This is a genomic window from Arthrobacter sp. N1, assembly GCF_048288285.1.
Lineage (GTDB): Bacteria > Actinomycetota > Actinomycetes > Actinomycetales > Micrococcaceae > Arthrobacter_D.
Genome location: NZ_CP102608.1, coordinates 336,637 through 354,362 on the forward strand (window position 1 = coordinate 336,637; position 17,726 = coordinate 354,362).

Here is a 17,726-nt window from a genome sequence, read left to right on the forward strand (position 1 = left end):
GCCGCCGGTGCGCGCACCGCCGCGCGATGACGCAGCGCCGCTACTGCGCGCCGGGCGTGCCCAGGATGTCCTTCACCCGGTCCCAGCGCGAGATCTCGCAGCCGTCGGTCAGCGCGAACGCCGCGACCACGGAGGTCCCGTCGATGTCGCCGGTGATGCTCGCGGTCTGCGGGCCGCCGTACTGCTGGGTGCAGATGACGTCCTTGTTCGGGCGGGCGGTGAAGAACTGCGCGCCGAGTTCTCCCAGGCGCGAGCAGGCTGCCTCCGCATCGGGCAGGGTCGACGCCGGCCCGGGGGTGCCGTCGACGCACTCGAGTACGTACTGCACGGGTTCGGCCGCTGCGTCCTGCTTGAAGGAGATGGTCAGCCTGGCGTTGGTGCCCGAGGCCGTGGTGGCCGGCGCCGTCGCCGGACGGGTGGGCGGAGTCGTCGGACCCGTGGCGGGGGCGGACGGCGCGGGCGTCGGCTCCGGCGCTCCGGACGACGGCGAGGGCTGGGGAGTGGCTGACTGCACGGTGGTCTCCTGCTGGGTCGGTTCTGCGGCCGGACCGCCCTGGCTGCATGCCGTCAGGGCGAGGGACAACGCGACGAGGGGCGGAACGAGCGCCACGATCCTTCGGCGCGGTCCGTGCGGTGCGGTCGTCGGACCGATCATGTTCATGGCGTCCCCCTCGGCTGGCTCACCAGCGTAACCGCTGGTCGAAGGACAACGAAGGACGACGGCGGCACGTCCCGCCGTCGTGCCCGGACGGTTCAGGTGTCAGCGAGCGCGCGCCCGAGGTGCTCCAGGAGGCGGGCGCGGAGGATCTGCGACTCCTCGGCGAAGCCCCGCTGCAGCCGGACGTACTCGGCCTTGCCCTGCGCCGACTCGATCTCGATGGGCTCGTACCCCCACTCGGCGAGGTCATAGGGGGAAGCACGCATGTCCATGGTGCGGATGCGCCAGGACAGTTCGAAGCAGTCCATGACGATCCCGCTGGGCAGCAGCGGCGTGAGCTTGTACGCCCACTTGTACAGGTCCATGTTGGCGTGCAGGCACCCGGGCTGCTCCAGGTCGCGCTGCGTCTCACGCGTGGGCGTGAGTTCGTTCAGCGGGACGGCTTCCGGCGTGTAGAAGCGGAAGGCGTCGAAGTGCGTGCAGCGGATGCGGGCGGCCTCGACGACGTCGTCCGTGCCCGCGGCGCCGAGCCTGAGGTGGAGGTACTCGTGGCGGATGCCGTTGACGGCGGAGCGGTACGCCATGGCCCACTCGTGGAGGCCGAAGCAGCCGAACTGCGCGGGGCGCGCGGCGGTCCTGGCGAGGATGAGGCGGGCGAAGTCGATCGCCTCACGCCGCTCCTCAGCGAACCGGCGGGCGTCCACGCGGACGCCGTCACCCTCGACGACGTAGTACTTCCAGTCCGCCCGCTCCCGGGCCGCCGGGCCTTCGAGGAGCACGCCCGCACCCGGGTGCCACCGCAGCAGCCGGCCGGGCTTCTGGTTGTAGTAGGTGAAGAGGAAGTCCTCCACGGGGTGCTTGGCCCCACGCGACCGGCGCTCGAGGTAGGGGTCGGAGAATCGGGACACCCGCTCGTGGTGACGGTGCGCCTCGTCCTGCCAGTCCGCTTCTGTGCGGTGGGTCAGGAGGGCGGCAGGCATTGACCCATTATCACCCCGACCGGAATTGGTAAATACCCTGTGTAAATTCTGCGTGACGCGGCCCCGATGCGGTGGCAAGCGTGTGTTGCCTCGGGTAAGTTTGTGCACGCCGTGGCGTCTGTGAGCATCATCACAGGTCGGGGGTCCTATCCAGGAGACCGCGGCACCGGGGGAACGGCTGTGGCCGGCCCGCACTTTTACGAGAGGCACTACCTTCCTATGACACAACGGAGAAAAGCCGGGCAGGGGCGCAGCACCCTGCGCACTGCCACGGCTATCGTTCTGGGTCTGCCGCTACTGGTGACGTCGACGGCCGTGGCGCCTGCTGCCTTCGCAGCGCCCCTGCCCGCCACCACGGTCTCACCCCAGAAGGCACCCGCCAAGGAGCTCGACCCCGCGCAGTACCCGGACGGCAAGTACATCGTCGTACTCGCCGACAAGCCGGTGGCCACGTACGAGGGCGGCGTCGAGGGAATCGCCCCGACCAAGCCCGAGGAAGGCGCCAAGCTGGACGCCACCGCCGGGAACGTCCAGCAGTACTCGGAGTTCCTCGAGACCAAGCAGCAGGAGGTCGCAGCAGAGGGTGACGTCGAGATCAAGCGCACCTACACCGCTGCGATCAACGGCTTCGCCGCCGACCTCAGCACCGACCAGGCCGTGGAGCTCGCCAAGAGCGACGACGTCCTGTTCGTCGCTCCGGACGTCGAGAACGCACCCGACTACTCGAGCATCGACTTCCTCGGCCTCAACGGCAACAAGGGGTCCTGGAAGACCCAGTTCGGCGGAGAGAAGAATGCCGGCAAGGGCACGGTGGTCGGCGTGATCGACACCGGCTACGCCCCCGACAACCCCTTCTTCGCCGGATCACTTGTCAAGCCGCTCAAGGGCAACTCGAAGCCCAAGGTGGGCGAGCCCTACCTGAACGCCGCAGGTAAGATCGCGATGCTGAAGACCGACGGCAGCACCTTCATCGGTGAATGCCAGGTCGGCGAGGACTTCGACGGCAGCCTCTGCAACTCGAAGGTCCTCTCCGCCCAGTACTTCGCCGACACCTTCCTCGACAGTGTCGGAGAAGCGGACCGTGCACCCCAGGAAGTCATCTCCCCGGTCGATATCGACAACCACGGTACGCACACCGCGAGCACCGCCGCCGGCAACGCCGGTGTGACCCAGCGGGTGGACGGCCGCGACTTCGGCGTCTCCTCCGGCGTCGCCCCCGCCGCCAAGATCTCCGTCTACAAGACCTGCTGGGAGGACAACGATCCCGAGACCGGCGGTTGCTACTCCTCGGCCGCCATCGATGCGATCAACAAGGCGATCCTCGACGGCGTCGACGTCCTGAACTACTCGATCTCCGGCAGCGCGACGACGACGACGGACCCCGTGTCCCTGGCCTTCCTCTCGGCCACCTCGGCCGGGATCTTCGTGGCCGCTTCGGCGGGCAACTCCGGCCCCACCGCCAGCACCGTCAACCACGGTGCTCCGTGGATGACGACGGTCGCCGCCAGCACGTTCAACTACGAACTGCAGGGCACCGCCGAGTTCTCCGACGGCACCAAGTACCGTGGCGCGTCGATCATGCGCAACGGCGTTGCGGCGAGCCCCGTCGTACTGGCCGTGAACGCAGCAGCAGCCGGTGCCACCAACCCGAACCTGTGCGGCCCCAACACCCTGGATCCCGCGAAGGTCGCCGGCAAGATCGTGGTCTGTGACCGCGGCGTCGTCGACCGCACCGCCAAGAGTGCAGAGGTTGCACGCGGCGGCGGCGTGGGCATGATCCTCGTGAACCTGGTCGATTCCTCCACGGACACGGACCAGCACGCCATCCCCACCGTGCACGTGAACGCCCCCGAGGCGCTCGAGCTCAAGGCGAAGGTCGCCGCCAACCCGGCCATCACCGTCGCACTGAAGGCCACGGACACCACGGGCAAGCCCCTGCCTCCCACCCCGCAGATCGCAGGATTCTCCTCGCGCGGTCCGCTGCTCGCCACCGATTCCGACCTGCTGAAGCCGGACATCACGGCTCCCGGTGTCGCCGTCCTCGCGGGCGTCTCCACCGTCGGTTCCAATGGCGCACAGTTCGGTTTCCTGTCCGGCACCTCGATGGCATCGCCCCACGTGGCGGGTCTCGGAGCGCTCGTGCTCGGCAAGAACCCCACGTGGTCGCCCGCAGCCGTCAAGTCGGCCATGATGACCACCGCCTACCCGCTGAAGACCGCCACCGGCGGCGTCGAGACCGACGTCCTCGCCGTGGGCGCCGGCCACATCAACCCGGCCACCGTCCTCAGCCCGGGCCTGGTCTACGACCAGAACGAGGACGACTACCTCAGCTTCATCGAGGGAACCGGCGTCGCGCTCGGTATCGACGGCATCGAGCCCGTCGCCGCGAAGGACACCAACGTGCCGTCCTTCGCGCTCGGCAACCTCACCGGCCGCACCGAAGTGACCCGAACGGTCACCGCGGTCACGCCCGGCATCTACCGCGCCACGTCCAACGTGCCCGGAGTGAAGGTCACGGTCACGCCGTCGATCCTCAACTTCAGCAAGGCGGGCGAGACCCGGACGTTCAAGGTCTCCTTCGAGAACCAGAGCGCGCCCTTCGGGTCCTTCGCCGCCGGTTCGCTCACCTGGTCCGGCCAGGGCAAGAAGGTCACCTCCCCGGTGGCGGTCCGCCCCCAGGCCCTGAACGCTCCCGCCGACGCCGCGTTCACCTCGGCGGGCCCTGACGGGTCCGGCAGCTACGACGTCATCTCGGGGACCAACACCCCCATCCAGATGACGCTCGAGGGCCTCTCGAAGGCGGAGACCGCGGACATCGAGCTCGTGCCCGGTGGCTCCGCCAACGCGAACAACGCGAGCAACGCCGTGAAGGACGTCGTCGTCCCCGAAGGCGCGACGGCCGCAAGGTTCTCGGTGCGCTCGGACGATCCCACGGCTGACTTCGACATGTTCCTGATCACGCCCGCCGGGACGGTCGAGCAGGTCGCGACCTCCGACGCCAGTGAGACGTTCGTCCTCGAGGATCCGGCTCCCGGCACCTACCGCATCATCGCGAACCTGTACTCGAGCGTCGACAACAGGGCCACCTCCGGCACCATCGAAGGTGTGGCCCTCGGCGCGAACGAGGACAACGCGACCCTCACCCCGAACCCGCTCGCACTGGCGAACGGCACCACGGGCGCCGTGACCCTCAACTGGACCGGCCTCACCGCCGGCGCCTACGTGGGCCGCGTCAGCTACGCAGGATCCTCGGCCATCACGTATGTGAGTGTCGCGGTCGGCGGAGCGGGCGAGGTCGCGGTCGCACCGGCGGCCGAGCTCCCCTCCGTCAGTCCTGCGGACAAGCTCGTGACCGGTCCCCGCGAGGCGATCACCCCCACGGGCAACAAGTAGGCCATGCCTGACTGATCGACGACACGAAGAAGGCCGGCGGATCCTGATCCGCCGGCCTTCTTCGCGTCCCGGCCCGATCGGGGCGGGCTTCCCTCCCACCGACCGGACCCCATCCGCGGGAATGTCCGCTCCTGTCCACCCTGCGGAGGTCGTCGGTGGGAGGGGCGACGTCGGACGCCCGCCCGACAGCCGTCACCTCCGCAGCCACTGCTCCGCCGGGGCGATCGCGCTGCAGGTGGATCCGGCAGGTCAGCGCCCGCTGCCGGCGTAGACCGTGGCGGTGGTGTCGCCGTCGAGCTCGAAGGCCGCGTGGACGGCCCGGACCGCGGTGTCGAGCAACTCGGCGCCGGTGACGACGGAGATGCGGATCTCCGAGGTGGAGATCATGTCGATGTTCACGCCGGCGTCGGACAGGGCCCGGAAGAAACGGTAGGAGACGCCCGGATTGGAGCGCATGCCCGCACCGATCAGGGAGAGCTTGCCGATCTTCTCGTCGTACTCGACCGTCTCGAAGCCCACGCGGTCCTGCGCCGCGCCCAGGGCGGCGAGCGCATCCGCGCCGTCGACGATGGGCAGCGTGAAGGAGATGTCGGTGCGGCCGGAGCCGTGCGTCGAGACGTTCTGCACGATCATGTCGATGTTCGTGTTGGCACCCGCGACGATGCCGAAGATCTCCGCGGCCTTGCCGGGGATGTCGGGTACCCCGACCACCGTGACCTTCGCCTCGGAGCGGTCGTGTGCAACGCCGGAGATGATGGGCTGTTCCAAGGGTTCTCCCTCTTGAATCTTGATCTGGTCGTCGGGACTGGGCAGCACCCAGGTGCCTTCGTTGTGGCTGAACGATGAGCGGACGTGGAGGGGTACCCCGAAACGCCGTGCGTACTCGACACAGCGCAGGTGCAGGATCTTCGCGCCGGACGCGGCCATCTCCAGCATCTCCTCGCTGGAGATGGTGTCGATCTTCTGCGCGGACGGGACCACGCGCGGATCCGCCGTGTAGACGCCGTCGACGTCGGTGTAGATCTCGCAGACGTCGGCGTCGAGCGCTGCCGCGAGGGCGACGGCGGTGGTGTCCGAACCGCCGCGGCCGAGCGTCGTGATGTCGTTGCTGTCCCGGCTCATGCCCTGGAACCCGGCCACGATCGCGACGTCGCCCTTCTCGATGGCCGTCCGGATGCGGTGCGGGGAGACGTCGATGATGCGGGCCTTGCCGTGGATGGCGTCGGTGATCATGCCGGCCTGGCTGCCGGTGAAGGATTGGGCGGACGCTCCGATGCCGTGGATGGCCATCGCGAGCAGGGCCATCGAGATGCGCTCGCCGGCACTGAGGAGCATGTCCATCTCGCGCGCGTCGGACGCCGCGGGACTCACCTGGCCGGCGAGGTCCAGCAACTCGTCCGTGCTGTCGCCCATCGCGGAGACGACGACCACCACCTGATGGCCTGCGGACTGGGTGTCGACGACACGCCGGGCCACCCGCTTGATGCCCTCGGCGTCGGCGACCGAGGACCCGCCGAATTTCTGGACTATGAGGCTCATGCACTCGCTCACTGGTGAAGGGCGGACGACGGCGGTGGACCCGGCCGCACGGATGGTTGCGAAAGGGGCGGCAGCATCGGCGCCTCGGCGGGCGGCGGGCGTGGGCCCGGCGCCGGTGCAAGTGTAGCGGCGCCCTCTTTGCGCTCCCAAAGTCTGGGTCCGAATAAGTAGGGACCCCTACCGGTGCAGACGGAGTCCCGTCGCATACCCTCATACCATGACCAACGACTATGGGGGAATAGTTGTCGAGGGGGTTGCGCGGCGTTTCGGCACCGTGCAGGCGATCCGCGACATCGATTTCGAAGCTCCGCCCGGAGAAGTGACCGCACTGATCGGTCCCAACGGTTCCGGCAAGACCACACTGATGCTGATCCTCGCGAGCCTCCTGGCTCCCGATCTCGGCACGGTCCGGGTGGCAGGATTCGATCCCGTCAGCCACCCGGCCGAGGTGCGGAGCCGCGTCGGCTGGATGCCGGACACCCTCGGCGTCTGGGATTCGCTCACCTCGCTCGAGGTGCTGAAGACGCTCGGGGCGCTCTACGGGATGAGCGCGGCCGACTCTGCCCGGCGGGCGGAGGAACTCCTGGTCTCCGTGAACCTCACCGAGTTCGGTCGGCAGCCCGCCCGCGTCCTGTCCCGCGGTCAGCAGCAACGGCTCAGCCTCGCGCGGGCGCTCATCCACGACCCCGCGGTGCTGCTGCTCGACGAGCCGGCCTCGGGCCTGGATCCCGGGTCCAGGGTGGAACTCCGGTCGCTCCTGCGCTCCCTGGCCGCCGACGGCAAGACCGTCGTCGTCTCCAGCCATGTCCTCTCGGAACTCGACGAGATCGCCGACCGGGCGGTGTTCGTGAGCCGCGGACAGTCGGTGAAGAGCCAGACGCTCGACGAAGCCGGCAGCCAGACGCGCCGCTACTACGTCCAGGCCGAGCCCATGTCCGCCCTCGCCGAGGCATTGCAGAGTTACGGCGTGCGGTTCGAGACGCGCGGTGACTCGCGGCGCGAGGAGTTCCTCGTCCAACTCGGCAGCACCGCGGAAGCGTCCTGGCTGCTGCGCACCCTGGTGATGAGCGACGTCGTCGTCACCGCTTTCGCGCCCGCCGGCGGCGCGCTCGAGGAGACCTACATGAGCCTGGATACGGATCGACGATGAGCACCGTGACTGAACCCTCGAGCCCGCAGCCCGTCCGCACGGTGGCCCTCCCCTTCCGGTCCGCCGTCCGCACCATCTTCGTCCTGGAGATGAAGCAGCGGCTCCGCGGCAAGGGCTGGTACTGGATGCTCGGTATCGGGTTCGTGGTGATCGGCTTCATCTTCGTCCTCGGAACGGGGGTGATCGGCACCATGGACAACCAGGGCGGCATCCTGTTCGACCTGATCGTCGGATTCGTGCTGCTGTTCGGCCTGCTCGTCGCCCCCGGTCTGTCCGCGAACGCCGTCAACGGGGACCGCGCGGGCGGTACGCTCGCCATCCTGCAGGTCACCCTCATCACCCCGGGGCAGCTCCTGGCCGGCAAGTGGCTCGCGTCCTGGGTGGGGTCCCTCGCGTTCCTCGTCCTCAGCTGCCCGTTCATCTTCTGGGCACTGGCCCTCGGGGGCGTCAACCTGCCGGAGGCCCTGGTCTCGCTGGTGATGCTCGCCGTCGAGCTCGGGGTGGCCTGCGCCATCGGTGTGGGCGTCTCCTCGCTCGCTACCCGTCCGCTCTTCTCCATCGTGAGCACCTACATGCTGGTGGCGCTGCTCGCCGTCGGCACGGTGATCGTCTTCGGGCTGAGCACCCTGCTGGTGATGGAGGAGCGGACGGTGCGGTCCTCGTACTACACCTATCCGGAGAGCAGCATCGACAGCCTCGGAGTTCCCGCTCCGGACGCCGAGATGGAATGCGTGGCCCAGACGTACACCACCGACCTGCCGGACACGCAGTACATCACCTGGATCCTCGCGGCCAATCCGTTCGTGGTGGTCGCCGACGCCGTCCCGTACACCCTGCCCGAACCCGGCAGTACCGGCGGTCAGCCGATGGGGTACTCCACCGGCCCGTTCTACACACCCGGCGTCATGGAGACCATCAGTCAGGGAGTCCGCTCTGCCCAGGCGGGCCCGGACCTCGAGGTGACGTGCGAGGAGTCGATGGGCGGCATGCAGCCACTCCCGCAGGGGGTGCCGATCTGGCCGCTCGGGCTGGGGATCCAGCTCCTGCTGGCGGGCGGACTCCTCCTGATCGGCCGGCGGAGACTGACCATGCCGGCCAGACGGCTGACGCAGGGGACGCGCATCGCCTGACGCAGGTGTGCGGGGCTCAGGACATGACGCGGCGACCCTCGAAGGCGCGGCCGAGGGTGACCTCGTCCGCGTACTCGAGGTCCCCGCCGACCGGCAGGCCCGAGGCGAGCCTGGTCACCGGGATGCCGATGGTCTTGAGCATGCGCACCAGGTAGGTCGCCGTCGCCTCACCCTCGAGGTTCGGGTCCGTGGCGATGATGATCTCCTGGATCTGATCGTCCGAGAGGCGCGCGAGCAGTTCCCGGATGCGCAGCTGGTCCGGACCGACACCGGCGATCGGATTGATGGCACCTCCGAGGACGTGGTACCGGCCCCGGAAGGACCGGGTCCGCTCGACGGCGATGACGTCCTTGGACTCCTCGACCACGCAGATCATGGTCGGATCTCGGCGCGTGTCGCGGCAGATGGCGCACTTGTCCTGCTCCGCCACGTTGCCGCAGACGATGCAGAACTTCACCCGTTCCTTGACGGTCGTGATGGCCGTGACGAGCCGTTTCATGTCGTCACTGTCCGCCTCGAGGATGTGGAACGCGAGGCGTTGGGCGGACTTCGGCCCCACCCCGGGCAGGCGTCCGAGCTCGTCGATCAGCTCCTGCACTGCTCCTTCGTACACGCTGTTCCCTCTCTGCACTGCTTCGGTGGTGGTCGTGCGGGCGCCGGTCGACGGCGGCTGCCTCCGGTGATGGAGTGGCCGGCGTCGGCGCCGCGGTGTCCGTGCGCCGCCGTCCAGGCCGGCCGCCACACGAGGACCCGGCACTGCTTCCATTGTCCGCCCTGTGGGGGCGCCTGGCGTCCAGAATCGCGCGCCCCCATCGACTCCACCCGGCAGCGGGCGACGCCGTCCTGGCGGGAGCGGGCAGCCTACTGACCGTCGAGGCTCCGCTCCTCGACGAGCCGCCCGTTGAGGATCCGCTCGATCGCGGTCCTGCCCACGAGGCCGGACTCCTCGATCGTCTCGTCATCGGCGCTCGGCTCGTCCTCGACGAAGCGGAGGTCGACCGTACTGCGCACAGCGGCTGCTTCCTCAGCCCGTTTCCGCTCGGCCTCGTCGAGCAGTTTCTGGTAGCGGCTGACCGGCTTGCGCTGCGCGTTGCCGGGATCGGCCGGTCGGTCGGACGGTGAGCCGACCCTCTCCGCTGCGTCGCCGGGCGCGACGACGGCAGCGGATCCTCCTGCCATCGGTGCCGGTGCGGGTGGGCCCTGGGCGGCGGGCGCGGAACCGGAACTGCTGTCCACCGCAGGAGCGTCCCTGCGGATGAAGCTCGGAATGACGGGGCCGGCGGGACGTGCGCCGGCAGGTGATGCCCGCGGCCCATCGGCCTGAGGCGATGCGTCCGGTCCACCGGCCTCGGGTGGGCGCTGGGCAGGCTGCACCTGCGGCGACAGTCCGTCCCCGGGATCGGCCCGGTCGGCGGTCCTTGCGTCGCCGTCCGGCGATCGGTCGGGCGATCGGTCCGGCGTAGGGGCGGGAGGGCTCCACACGACACTGCGTGATGCGGTCCGCTCGGACGCCTGCTGATCGGCTCGTCCCGCCGGGGCGGGCGCCTGCCGAGATGATCCGCCGTCGGGCGGGAGGCTGTGCTGATCGGCTTGTCCGGACGGAGCGGAGCCCGGTGCGCGCGGGGCCTGGGCCGTTGGATCGGCACTGCCGGAGTGTCCTGAGGTGCGGGGGCCCGGGCGGACAGGACCACCTGACCGCTGGCCCACTCCTCCGGCGGCGGCGTGTGAGCCGGACCGCTCGGGCGGATGGCTGGCACTCGGCTGCGCTGCACGTCCGCCCCGCTGTCCGCCGCCACGGTCCGGGCGGGAGGCCTGGTCGACGCCGGGCGACGGCGATCGACGGTCGTAGGGATCCGCGGGGACGGATCCCCAGCCGGGGCCGGGGTCGAAGGCTTCCTCCGGTGGTTCCACCAGAGCCCAGGAATCGTCGGACATGGACGGATCCCAGGCGCCGACCGCCTCCTGCCGAGTCTCGTCACGGGTGCCCGGTCCGGTCGTGCCCTTCGGGTGCTGTGCGGCAGGTCGACCCTGGTGATCGGTGAGAGCGCCTCTGCCGGCTGCGGCGTTGCGGGACGCTGGCGTGCCCGATGAGGCAAATGCGGCATCGGGCGCCGGGCCGGTGCTGGCAGGACCACGTCGTGGAGCCTCCGCACCCGTCCCGGGCGGCGTGGCCGAGGGTGGGGATGCGACGGTTCCTGGGGCGTCTGCGTCATCCCTCGGGGATGCCGTCCCAGCTGGCGTGGGGACCCTATCGGCCGAAGATCCAGCCGGGCCGGGCTCAGCAGCTGCGGCAGGTGCACTGACGACCGGCGTCCCACCGCGGCGGGGTGCGGCAGCAGCGTGCGAGGAGGCGCTGTCGGACGAGGGTGCGACGGGGCCGGGTGCGGCAGCAGCGGGCGAGGAGGCGCTGTCGGACGAGGGTGCGACGGGGCCGGGTGCGGCAGCAGTGTACGAGGAGGCGCTGTCGGACGAGGGTGCAGCGGGGCCCGGTGCGGTGGAAGCAGCAGGGCCTGGAGCAGCGGGTGCACCGACGCCCGGCGTTCCACCAGGGCGGGATCCGGCGGCGCCGGACGAGGGGCTCTCGGCGGGCGGTGCGGGAGGGCCGGCTGCAGCAGCAGCGCCGACGCTCGTGGGCCGCTCTGCAGGCCCAGGAGTGGGCACGGTGAAGCCCGGGTCCGGGCTCCCCGGACCGTTCTGGCTAGCCGGTACTTTTGGGCCCGACTCACCCGCCCCGTCGGCGTCATGGACCGCTTCGATGGAACAGGTCAATCCGAGGACCTTGTGGATGGCCTGCTTCACGTTGTCCATGTGCTGACCGCGCTGGAACCCGATGGCCGTTCCCTGGTTGGCGAAAGCGAGGACCAGTTGGTTGCCCTCGAAGGAGTGCGGTTTCGCGGACACGTTCACGATCAGCCAGGTGGCCCGCTTGATCTTGGCCACCTCGTCCATGATCTCCGGCCAAGCCCGCCGCACCATCTCCACATTCCCGCCACCGCGGGCCGTTGGCGGAGCACCCTGCGCACCTGCAGATGCGCCGGGCTCGGCAGTGGGGGTCGGCCGGGCTTCCGGACCAGAACCGTGGACGTCCGCTGGACGGGGGGCTGGACCGCCGTCGTCCTGCTCGGGACGGCGTCCCTGGGCGTCACCGCGGGACACCGCAGGTTGCGTCGACTGCCTGTCCTCCGCAGCACCCTGTGCGCCGCGATCGGATGACGAGGTGCCGGGGTGCGCGTCGCTCGGTGCGACGGACGAAGCGGGGCGGGAAGGGGTAGGGCCGGATGCGGCGGGACCGGCTGCGATAGGCCCGGACGGTTCCTCGGCTGCGGCTGCGGTTGCAGCTGGAGCAGAACCCGTGCCGCCTGACGTGGGACCGGCACCGGCACCGGCGCCGGCACCCGCGCCGGCTGCGGCACCGGCGGCACCTGGATCGGTCCCGGCTCCGGATGAAACAGGAGCCGCACCATCGCCGGAGGCCCTCCGGTCCGCCGGCCCGTCGTTGAAGGCCGAATCGGTGGAGACGCCCCAAGCGCCACCCCAGTCGGGTGACGAGTCCGCCGGCGCGGAGCCCTGCCCGGCACGATCGGCGCGCGCGGCTGCAGGGACGGCCGGCACGGCGGGGGAATCGGCCGACCGTACTGCTGCGGGGATGGCCGGAGCGGCGGGATCGGCTGCGGGAAGCGACCAGCGCGCCGCCGCTTCTTCGGCGTTGCGTGGGACGTCCAGCCGCGGCCGCGCCGGGCGCGCTGGCGCTGCATCGGATTCCGTCTCGGGTGACGCCTCGGGTGATGCAGTGGGTGACGCCGTGGCCGGGGCGCCGCCGGCGTACTCGAGGCGCCGCTCGATGCGGTCCACGCGGGCGAGGGTCCCCCGGACCGATGTGTCGGCGGCGGGCAGCAGGAGCCGCGCGCACAGGAGTTCGAGGTGCAGTCGTGGCGAGGTGGCGCCGGTCATCTCGGTCAGCGCCGTGTTGGTGATGTCAGCCGAGCGGGACAGCTCCCCGGCGCCGAGCTGCGTCGCCTGCGTCCGCATGCGGTTCAGCTGGTCGTCCGGGACACCCCGGAGGATCGAGGAGGCACCCTCGGGTACCGCATTGATGACGATCAGGTCCCTGAAGCGCTCGAGCAGGTCCTCGACGAAACGCCGCGGATCGTGACCGGTCTGGATGACGCGGTCCACGGCGTCGAACACCGTCCCGGCGTCTCCTGCCGCGATCGACTCGACGACGTCGTCGAGCAGGGTGGCGTGCGTGTACCCGAGGAGGGAGACCGCGAGCTCGTAGTCGAGGCCTGCTTCGCCGGCGCCTGCCATGAGCTGGTCGAGCACGGAGAGAGAGTCGCGGACGGAGCCGCCGCCCGCTCGGATGACGAGCGACAGGACGCCCGGCGCCACCGGCACGTTCTCCTGCCGGCACAGCAGTTCGAGGTACCCCATGAGGGGCTCCGGCGGAACGAGCCGGAAGGGGTAGTGGTGCGTCCGCGAGCGGATGGTGCCGATGACCTTGTCCGGTTCGGTGGTCGCGAAGATGAAGAGGATGTGCTCCGGTGGCTCCTCCACGATCTTCAGGAGGGCGTTGAACCCGGCGGACGTGACCATGTGGGCCTCGTCGATGATGAAGATCTTGAAGCGGTCGCGGACGGGCGCGAACGTGGCGCGCTCACGGAGGTCCCGGGCGTCGTCCACGCCACCGTGGCTCGCGGCGTCGATCTCGATGACGTCGAGGCTCCCGGAACCGTTGCGGGCGAGTTCCACGCAACTGTCGCAGACGCCGCAGGGCGTGGAGGTGGGCCCCTGCGCGCAGTTCAGGCATCGGGCGAGGATGCGCGCGGAGGTGGTCTTGCCGCAGCCGCGCGGCCCGGAGAACAGATAGGCGTGGTTGATGCGATCCTTGTCGATCGCTGCCATCAGGGGGTCGGTGACATGCTCCTGACCGATGACGTCCGCAAAGGTCTCCGGACGGTAGCGACGGTAGAGGGCTGTACTCACGGAAGAACCTTATCGGTTGATGCTGACGGTTTGCATGCCGGGCCGGCGGGGGTGGAGAACAGGTCCGAGGGGTCCACGACCCACGGCTGCCGCGGGAGGCGCGCCGGGTCGAACGCCCCGAGCGCGGCCTGGAGCGATCCCTCCGGAAGCCCGAGGGAGGACAGCAGGAGCGCGAGGACCGCACCGGGCGTCCGCCCCTGAACGGCGAGGTCCTCCAGTGTCACGGCTCCATCCCGTTTGGCGAGGCGGCGCCCCTCGGCCGTGACCGCCAGGGGGACGTGCGCGTATGCCGGGGCGGGCAGGCCGAGCAGGGAGGCGAGGTAGGCCTGGCGCGGCGCGGACGTGAGCAGGTCGTCCCCGCGCACCACCTGGTCGACGCCCTGCGCGGCGTCGTCGACGACGACGGCGAGGTTGTAGGCGATCACCCCGTCGTTCCGCCGCAGCACGACGTCGTCGACCGGCGCTGTCACACTCCCGGCGAGGACGTCGTCGACGGTCCAGGTGTCCACCGCGGATCTCAACCGGAGCGCCGGCGGGCGCTCGCGGCGCCGTCGTGCCCGGTCCTCCGTGGTGAGGTCACGGCACGTGCCGGGGTAGAAGCCCGGACGCGCATGCGGTGCGCCGGCCGCTTCGGCGACATCGCGGCGCGTGCAGAAGCACTCATAGGCGAGGTCCCGCTCGATCAGCGTGCGGAGGGCCCCGGAGTAGAGATCGGTGCGGTCGCTCTGTCGGAGGACGGGGGAGTCGGAGGTGATCCCCAGAGCGGCGAGTTCCGCCAGCTGATCCGCCTCGGCACCTGCCCGGACGCGGTCGAGGTCCTCGACCCGGAGGAGGAAACGGCGCCCGGTGGACCGGGCGAACAACCAGGCGACGACGGCGGTCCGGAGATTGCCGACGTGCAGCCGGCCGGAGGGGCTGGGTGCGAAGCGACCGGCGCCCGTGTCTGCCACCGTGCACCCTCCTCGGCTGGACTCGCTTAAAAGTGAAGACCCCCCATGCACCTGCCAGAGCCCGCTTACCCTTGCTACCTTCCGGTCCTGGGGGAGTTCACAGGATGACACCACATGAGGGGCCGGGAAATAGTCTACACAGCTGACAGCGCCGCTCCCGAATCGACGGCGGGGCCCGGAACGGGGCGCGATTCGGCAGGATCCGCTTGTATGGGTATTCTGGTATCTGCTCCGAACGAGGAGGATTCGCCTAGCGGCCTATGGCGCACGCCTGGAACGCGTGTTGGGTTCACGCCCTCGGGGGTTCAAATCCCCCATCCTCCGCTCATAGCAATCAGCAGGACCCCGGCATCCGTGCCGGGGTCCTGCTGTCTATGCGGGCGAGCCGCCGCCGATCCTGCGGATGCGGGTCTTCGCGGCCGCCTCGGCGGGACCCTCGGGCCCGAGCCCGAGCCGGATGACGCCGAGGACGAGCCGCACCGCCGGACGGATGGGCAGCGGGAGGGGGCCGAGCGACGGGACGCGCAGCCCGAGCATCTCGCGGTGCCGCGGCTCGAGCGTCGCCACCGCGCCCGCCAGGAGGATCTGGTAGCCGAGGCGCTGGGACCGTGGCAGGGGCGGGTGCCGGATGTACGCGAGCGCCTCCTGCACCTGGTCGCTCCCGGTCAGCTCGTCGTCGAAGGCTGCCAGCTGGGCCCGGAGTTCCGCCTCGGACCGCGGCGGGTCGTCGAGGCCCATCAGCTCGCCCGCGGCCGCCCACTCGCGGACGTACTCGTCGACACCGCCGGGGATGGGCCCGCCGTACGCCCGGTGCGCCGCCACGAAGGCGTCGGTGAAGGCCAGGTGCACCCACCGGATGAGGTCCGGATCCGCTGCCGAGTAGGCCTTCTCGGTCCCGCGGCTGTCGACGTAGGTGCCGTGCACCCTCGTGTGGAGCCGCTGCACGAAGGCGGAGCCCTCCTGCGCGGCGACCCTCGAGCCGTAGGTGACGGTGTAGATCCAGCGGATGGTGTTGGCCAGGCGCCCGAGCGGCTCCTCGCGGAAGCTGGAGTGCGCGTGCACGCCCGCCATCGCGCCGGGATGCAGGGCCTGGAGCAGGAGGGCGCGGATGCCCGCGACGGTCGGGGTGATGGAGCTGTGGACGGTCCACACCGCGGATCCAACCGGGAAGTAGCCGGGATCGTCGCCCTTCTCGAACTCGAACTGCCACTGCGGGATGGTGGGATCGCCGTCGGTGAAGGTGGTGCGGAGTTGCGTCTTCCACGTGGCGATGATTCCCATGCGGCGATCCGTCCTGTCGGTGCTTCCGCGGCCTGGAGGGCCGTCAGCCTTCCAACGTCCTCCCGCCCCGGTTTGCTCCGGGGACCGCGGTGGTGCCCATCCGCATGGCAGGGTGGAACGAAGCAGGAGCACACCACCTACCAGGGAGCAGCCATGTCCTCGACGGACCTGTACGGGATCGATCTCACCATGAACGACGGCACGCCGAGGTCGTTCGGCGACTTCCGCGGCCGGCCCGTCCTGGTGGTCAACGTCGCGTCCAAGTGTGGTTTCACGCCCCAGTACGCGGGGCTGGAGGCGCTGTACAGCAGGTACTCCGAGCAGGGCCTCGTGGTCCTCGGCATGCCCTGCAACCAGTTCATGGGGCAGGAACCCCTGAACGACGGCGAGATCGCCGAGTTCTGCTCCACCACGTTCGGCGTGACGTTCCCGCTGATGGCCAAGGGCGATGTCCGCGGGAAGGACCAGCACCCGCTCTACCAGCAGCTGACGACCTTCAAGAACGGTGTCTTGCCGGGCCTCGTGAAGTGGAACTTCGAGAAGTTCCTCGTCAACCGCGACGGCGAGATCGTCGCACGCTTCGCGCCCACGGTGGAGCCGGACGCCCCCGAGGTCGTCGCCGCCATCGAGAAGGTCCTGGAAGCCCAGGCGGCCTGAGCCGGACGCCCCCGGCAGCAACCCTCGTGCACCGGCCAGTGGGCGCCGGCGCCCAGGGATCCTAGCCGAGCGAGGCCACGCACCGGGCGAGGAAGGCGGCGCCCGCCTCCTCGTGGATGAGGGCACCTTCGGTGATGACCTCGTAGGGCTTCGCCGGGACGCCGTCCGCGGGCCGGACGTCCACGTGTGCGACGTCGAACCCCTGCTCGTGCAGGTAGTCGGCCATGGCGTAGTCGGTCCGGGAGTCGCCCACGGTCCGCCAGGCGCGCGGAGGGTCCATGAAGGGTGCGACGAGCGTGAGGGCCCGTTCGGCACCCACGTCCTTGCCCGTCCGCACCGATTCGATGTCGGTCGAGATGATGGTCGGGTCCACGCGGTAGTCGATGTGGCCGTTGCTGTCCGGTTCCTCGCGGTCGAGGCGGGACGCACCCATGTCGTGGCTGTGCAGGATGTCCATCGCGTCGTCGTCGAACCCCTGCTGCCCCACCAGGTAGTCCGCGTTGGTCGCGGTGAGCAGCTGCTCCACCGAGACCATGGCGAGCTTGGTCTGGTCGAAGAACATGAGGTCGGCGTACTTCTCCTCCACGAGATCGCGCACGTCGTCGGCGAAACTCACCGGCAGGGCGAGGTCGCGGTCCACGAAGACCTCCCCGGCGCCGTCGGCCGTGAACGAGAACCAGGTGGCACCCTTCTCGCAGACGGCGTGGAAGGTGACGCCGACCGGGATGCCGGCCGCCATCATGGGCGCCATCACCTGCTCCCGGATGAAGGCGTCCGAGCGGCCTGTGTTGAAGACGACGGGCCAGCCCGCGGCGGCGAGGGTGAGCAGATCCGCGATGATGCCTGCCGGGACGGTGCGCGTCACCGGACTGGCGACGGGCCCGTCGACATCGAGCAGGAGTCCCACCGTGGGCTGCCCCGAAGCTGCGATGGGCAGTGCGGGGGCGTCGGGCAGGAGGTCGAGTGGGGCATCCGTAGGCATGTCCCCATTATGTTCCCGCCCGG

Annotated in this window: 12 protein-coding genes, 1 tRNA gene and 1 other RNA gene; 5 read left to right on the top strand and 9 right to left on the bottom strand. The window is 70.1% G+C overall.

Annotation, left to right across the window (positions count from 1 at the left end):
• Positions 1 to 40 precede the first annotated feature (40 nt).
• Both NVV32_RS01665 and NVV32_RS01670 read right to left on the bottom strand, forming a co-directional pair.
• Entirely contained in the window at positions 41 to 610 is a 570-nt protein-coding gene (locus NVV32_RS01665; protein ID WP_422391143.1) for an SSI family serine proteinase inhibitor, read from the bottom strand.
• Between the two features lie 143 nt (positions 611 to 753).
• Entirely contained in the window at positions 754 to 1,638 is an 885-nt protein-coding gene (locus NVV32_RS01670) for a 3-methyladenine DNA glycosylase (RefSeq protein WP_422391144.1), read from the bottom strand.
• 219 nt (positions 1,639 to 1,857) lie between these two features.
• Here NVV32_RS01670 and NVV32_RS01675 point away from each other — a divergent pair, with 219 nt between their 5' ends.
• A complete protein-coding gene (locus NVV32_RS01675; RefSeq protein ID WP_422391145.1) occupies positions 1,858 to 5,031 on the top strand; it encodes a S8 family serine peptidase in 3,174 nt (1,057 codons plus the stop codon).
• 249 nt (positions 5,032 to 5,280) lie between these two features.
• Here NVV32_RS01675 and NVV32_RS01680 read toward each other — a convergent pair whose 3' ends face one another.
• Positions 5,281 to 6,570 (bottom strand): aspartate kinase, encoded by a 1,290-nt coding sequence (locus NVV32_RS01680; protein ID WP_082471132.1) that lies wholly within the window; start codon positions 6,568 to 6,570, stop codon positions 5,281 to 5,283.
• Positions 6,571 to 6,787: 217 nt separating this feature from the next.
• On the opposite strand from NVV32_RS01680, the gene NVV32_RS01685 reads away from it, so the two are divergent.
• Both NVV32_RS01685 and NVV32_RS01690 read left to right on the top strand, forming a co-directional pair.
• On the top strand, positions 6,788 to 7,720 hold the full coding sequence (locus NVV32_RS01685; protein WP_422391146.1) for an ABC transporter ATP-binding protein: 933 nt from the start codon (positions 6,788 to 6,790) through the stop codon (positions 7,718 to 7,720).
• Positions 7,717 to 8,850, top strand: coding sequence for an ABC transporter permease (locus NVV32_RS01690; protein ID WP_422391147.1), 1,134 nt, complete (start codon positions 7,717 to 7,719; stop codon positions 8,848 to 8,850). The genes NVV32_RS01685 and NVV32_RS01690 overlap by 4 nt, the downstream gene beginning before the upstream one ends.
• 16 nt (positions 8,851 to 8,866) lie before the next feature.
• Here NVV32_RS01690 and recR read toward each other — a convergent pair whose 3' ends face one another.
• The 4 genes from recR to ffs all read right to left on the bottom strand — a co-directional run bounded on the left by recR (position 8,867) and on the right by ffs (position 14,910).
• A complete protein-coding gene (gene recR / locus NVV32_RS01695; RefSeq protein ID WP_422391148.1) occupies positions 8,867 to 9,463 on the bottom strand; it encodes a recombination mediator RecR in 597 nt (198 codons plus the stop codon).
• A 248-nt stretch (positions 9,464 to 9,711) separates the two neighbouring features.
• Complete coding sequence (locus NVV32_RS01700) at positions 9,712 to 13,833, bottom strand: DNA polymerase III subunit gamma and tau (protein WP_422391149.1); 4,122 nt, start codon at positions 13,831 to 13,833, stop codon at positions 9,712 to 9,714.
• Complete coding sequence (gene gluQRS / locus NVV32_RS01705) at positions 13,830 to 14,783, bottom strand: tRNA glutamyl-Q(34) synthetase GluQRS (RefSeq protein WP_422391150.1); 954 nt, start codon at positions 14,781 to 14,783, stop codon at positions 13,830 to 13,832. The genes NVV32_RS01700 and gluQRS overlap by 4 nt, the downstream gene beginning before the upstream one ends.
• 31 nt (positions 14,784 to 14,814) lie before the next feature.
• An RNA gene (gene ffs, locus NVV32_RS01710) (signal recognition particle sRNA small type) lies at positions 14,815 to 14,910 on the bottom strand.
• Between the two features lie 112 nt (positions 14,911 to 15,022).
• Between ffs and NVV32_RS01715 the strand changes: the two genes are divergently transcribed.
• Positions 15,023 to 15,107: transfer RNA gene (locus NVV32_RS01715), tRNA-Ser, on the top strand.
• Positions 15,108 to 15,155: 48 nt separating this feature from the next.
• On the opposite strand, the gene NVV32_RS01720 is transcribed toward NVV32_RS01715, so the two are convergent.
• Positions 15,156 to 16,064, bottom strand: coding sequence for an oxygenase MpaB family protein (locus NVV32_RS01720; RefSeq protein ID WP_422391151.1), 909 nt, complete (start codon positions 16,062 to 16,064; stop codon positions 15,156 to 15,158).
• A gap of 153 nt (positions 16,065 to 16,217) precedes the next feature.
• On the opposite strand from NVV32_RS01720, the gene NVV32_RS01725 reads away from it, so the two are divergent.
• Entirely contained in the window at positions 16,218 to 16,721 is a 504-nt protein-coding gene (locus NVV32_RS01725) for a glutathione peroxidase (RefSeq protein WP_422391152.1), read from the top strand.
• 61 nt (positions 16,722 to 16,782) lie between these two features.
• Here NVV32_RS01725 and NVV32_RS01730 read toward each other — a convergent pair whose 3' ends face one another.
• On the bottom strand, positions 16,783 to 17,703 hold the full coding sequence (locus NVV32_RS01730; RefSeq protein ID WP_422391153.1) for a hypothetical protein: 921 nt from the start codon (positions 17,701 to 17,703) through the stop codon (positions 16,783 to 16,785).
• Between the last annotated feature and the right edge of the window lie 23 nt (positions 17,704 to 17,726).

Bases quoted from the DNA above. Each gene is read 5' to 3' on its own strand.
- NVV32_RS01670 (WP_422391144.1), bottom strand. From the start codon at position 1,638: ATGCCTGCCGCCCTCCTGACCCACCGCACAGAAGCGGACTGGCAGGAC.
- NVV32_RS01675 (WP_422391145.1), top strand. From the start codon at position 1,858: ATGACACAACGGAGAAAAGCCGGGCAGGGGCGCAGCACCCTGCGCACT.
- NVV32_RS01680 (WP_082471132.1), bottom strand. From the start codon at position 6,570: ATGAGCCTCATAGTCCAGAAATTCGGCGGGTCCTCGGTCGCCGACGCC.
- NVV32_RS01685 (WP_422391146.1), top strand. From the start codon at position 6,788: ATGACCAACGACTATGGGGGAATAGTTGTCGAGGGGGTTGCGCGGCGT.
- NVV32_RS01690 (WP_422391147.1), top strand. From the start codon at position 7,717: ATGAGCACCGTGACTGAACCCTCGAGCCCGCAGCCCGTCCGCACGGTG.
- NVV32_RS01720 (WP_422391151.1), bottom strand. From the start codon at position 16,064: ATGGGAATCATCGCCACGTGGAAGACGCAACTCCGCACCACCTTCACC.
- NVV32_RS01725 (WP_422391152.1), top strand. From the start codon at position 16,218: ATGTCCTCGACGGACCTGTACGGGATCGATCTCACCATGAACGACGGC.
- NVV32_RS01730 (WP_422391153.1), bottom strand. From the start codon at position 17,703: ATGCCTACGGATGCCCCACTCGACCTCCTGCCCGACGCCCCCGCACTG.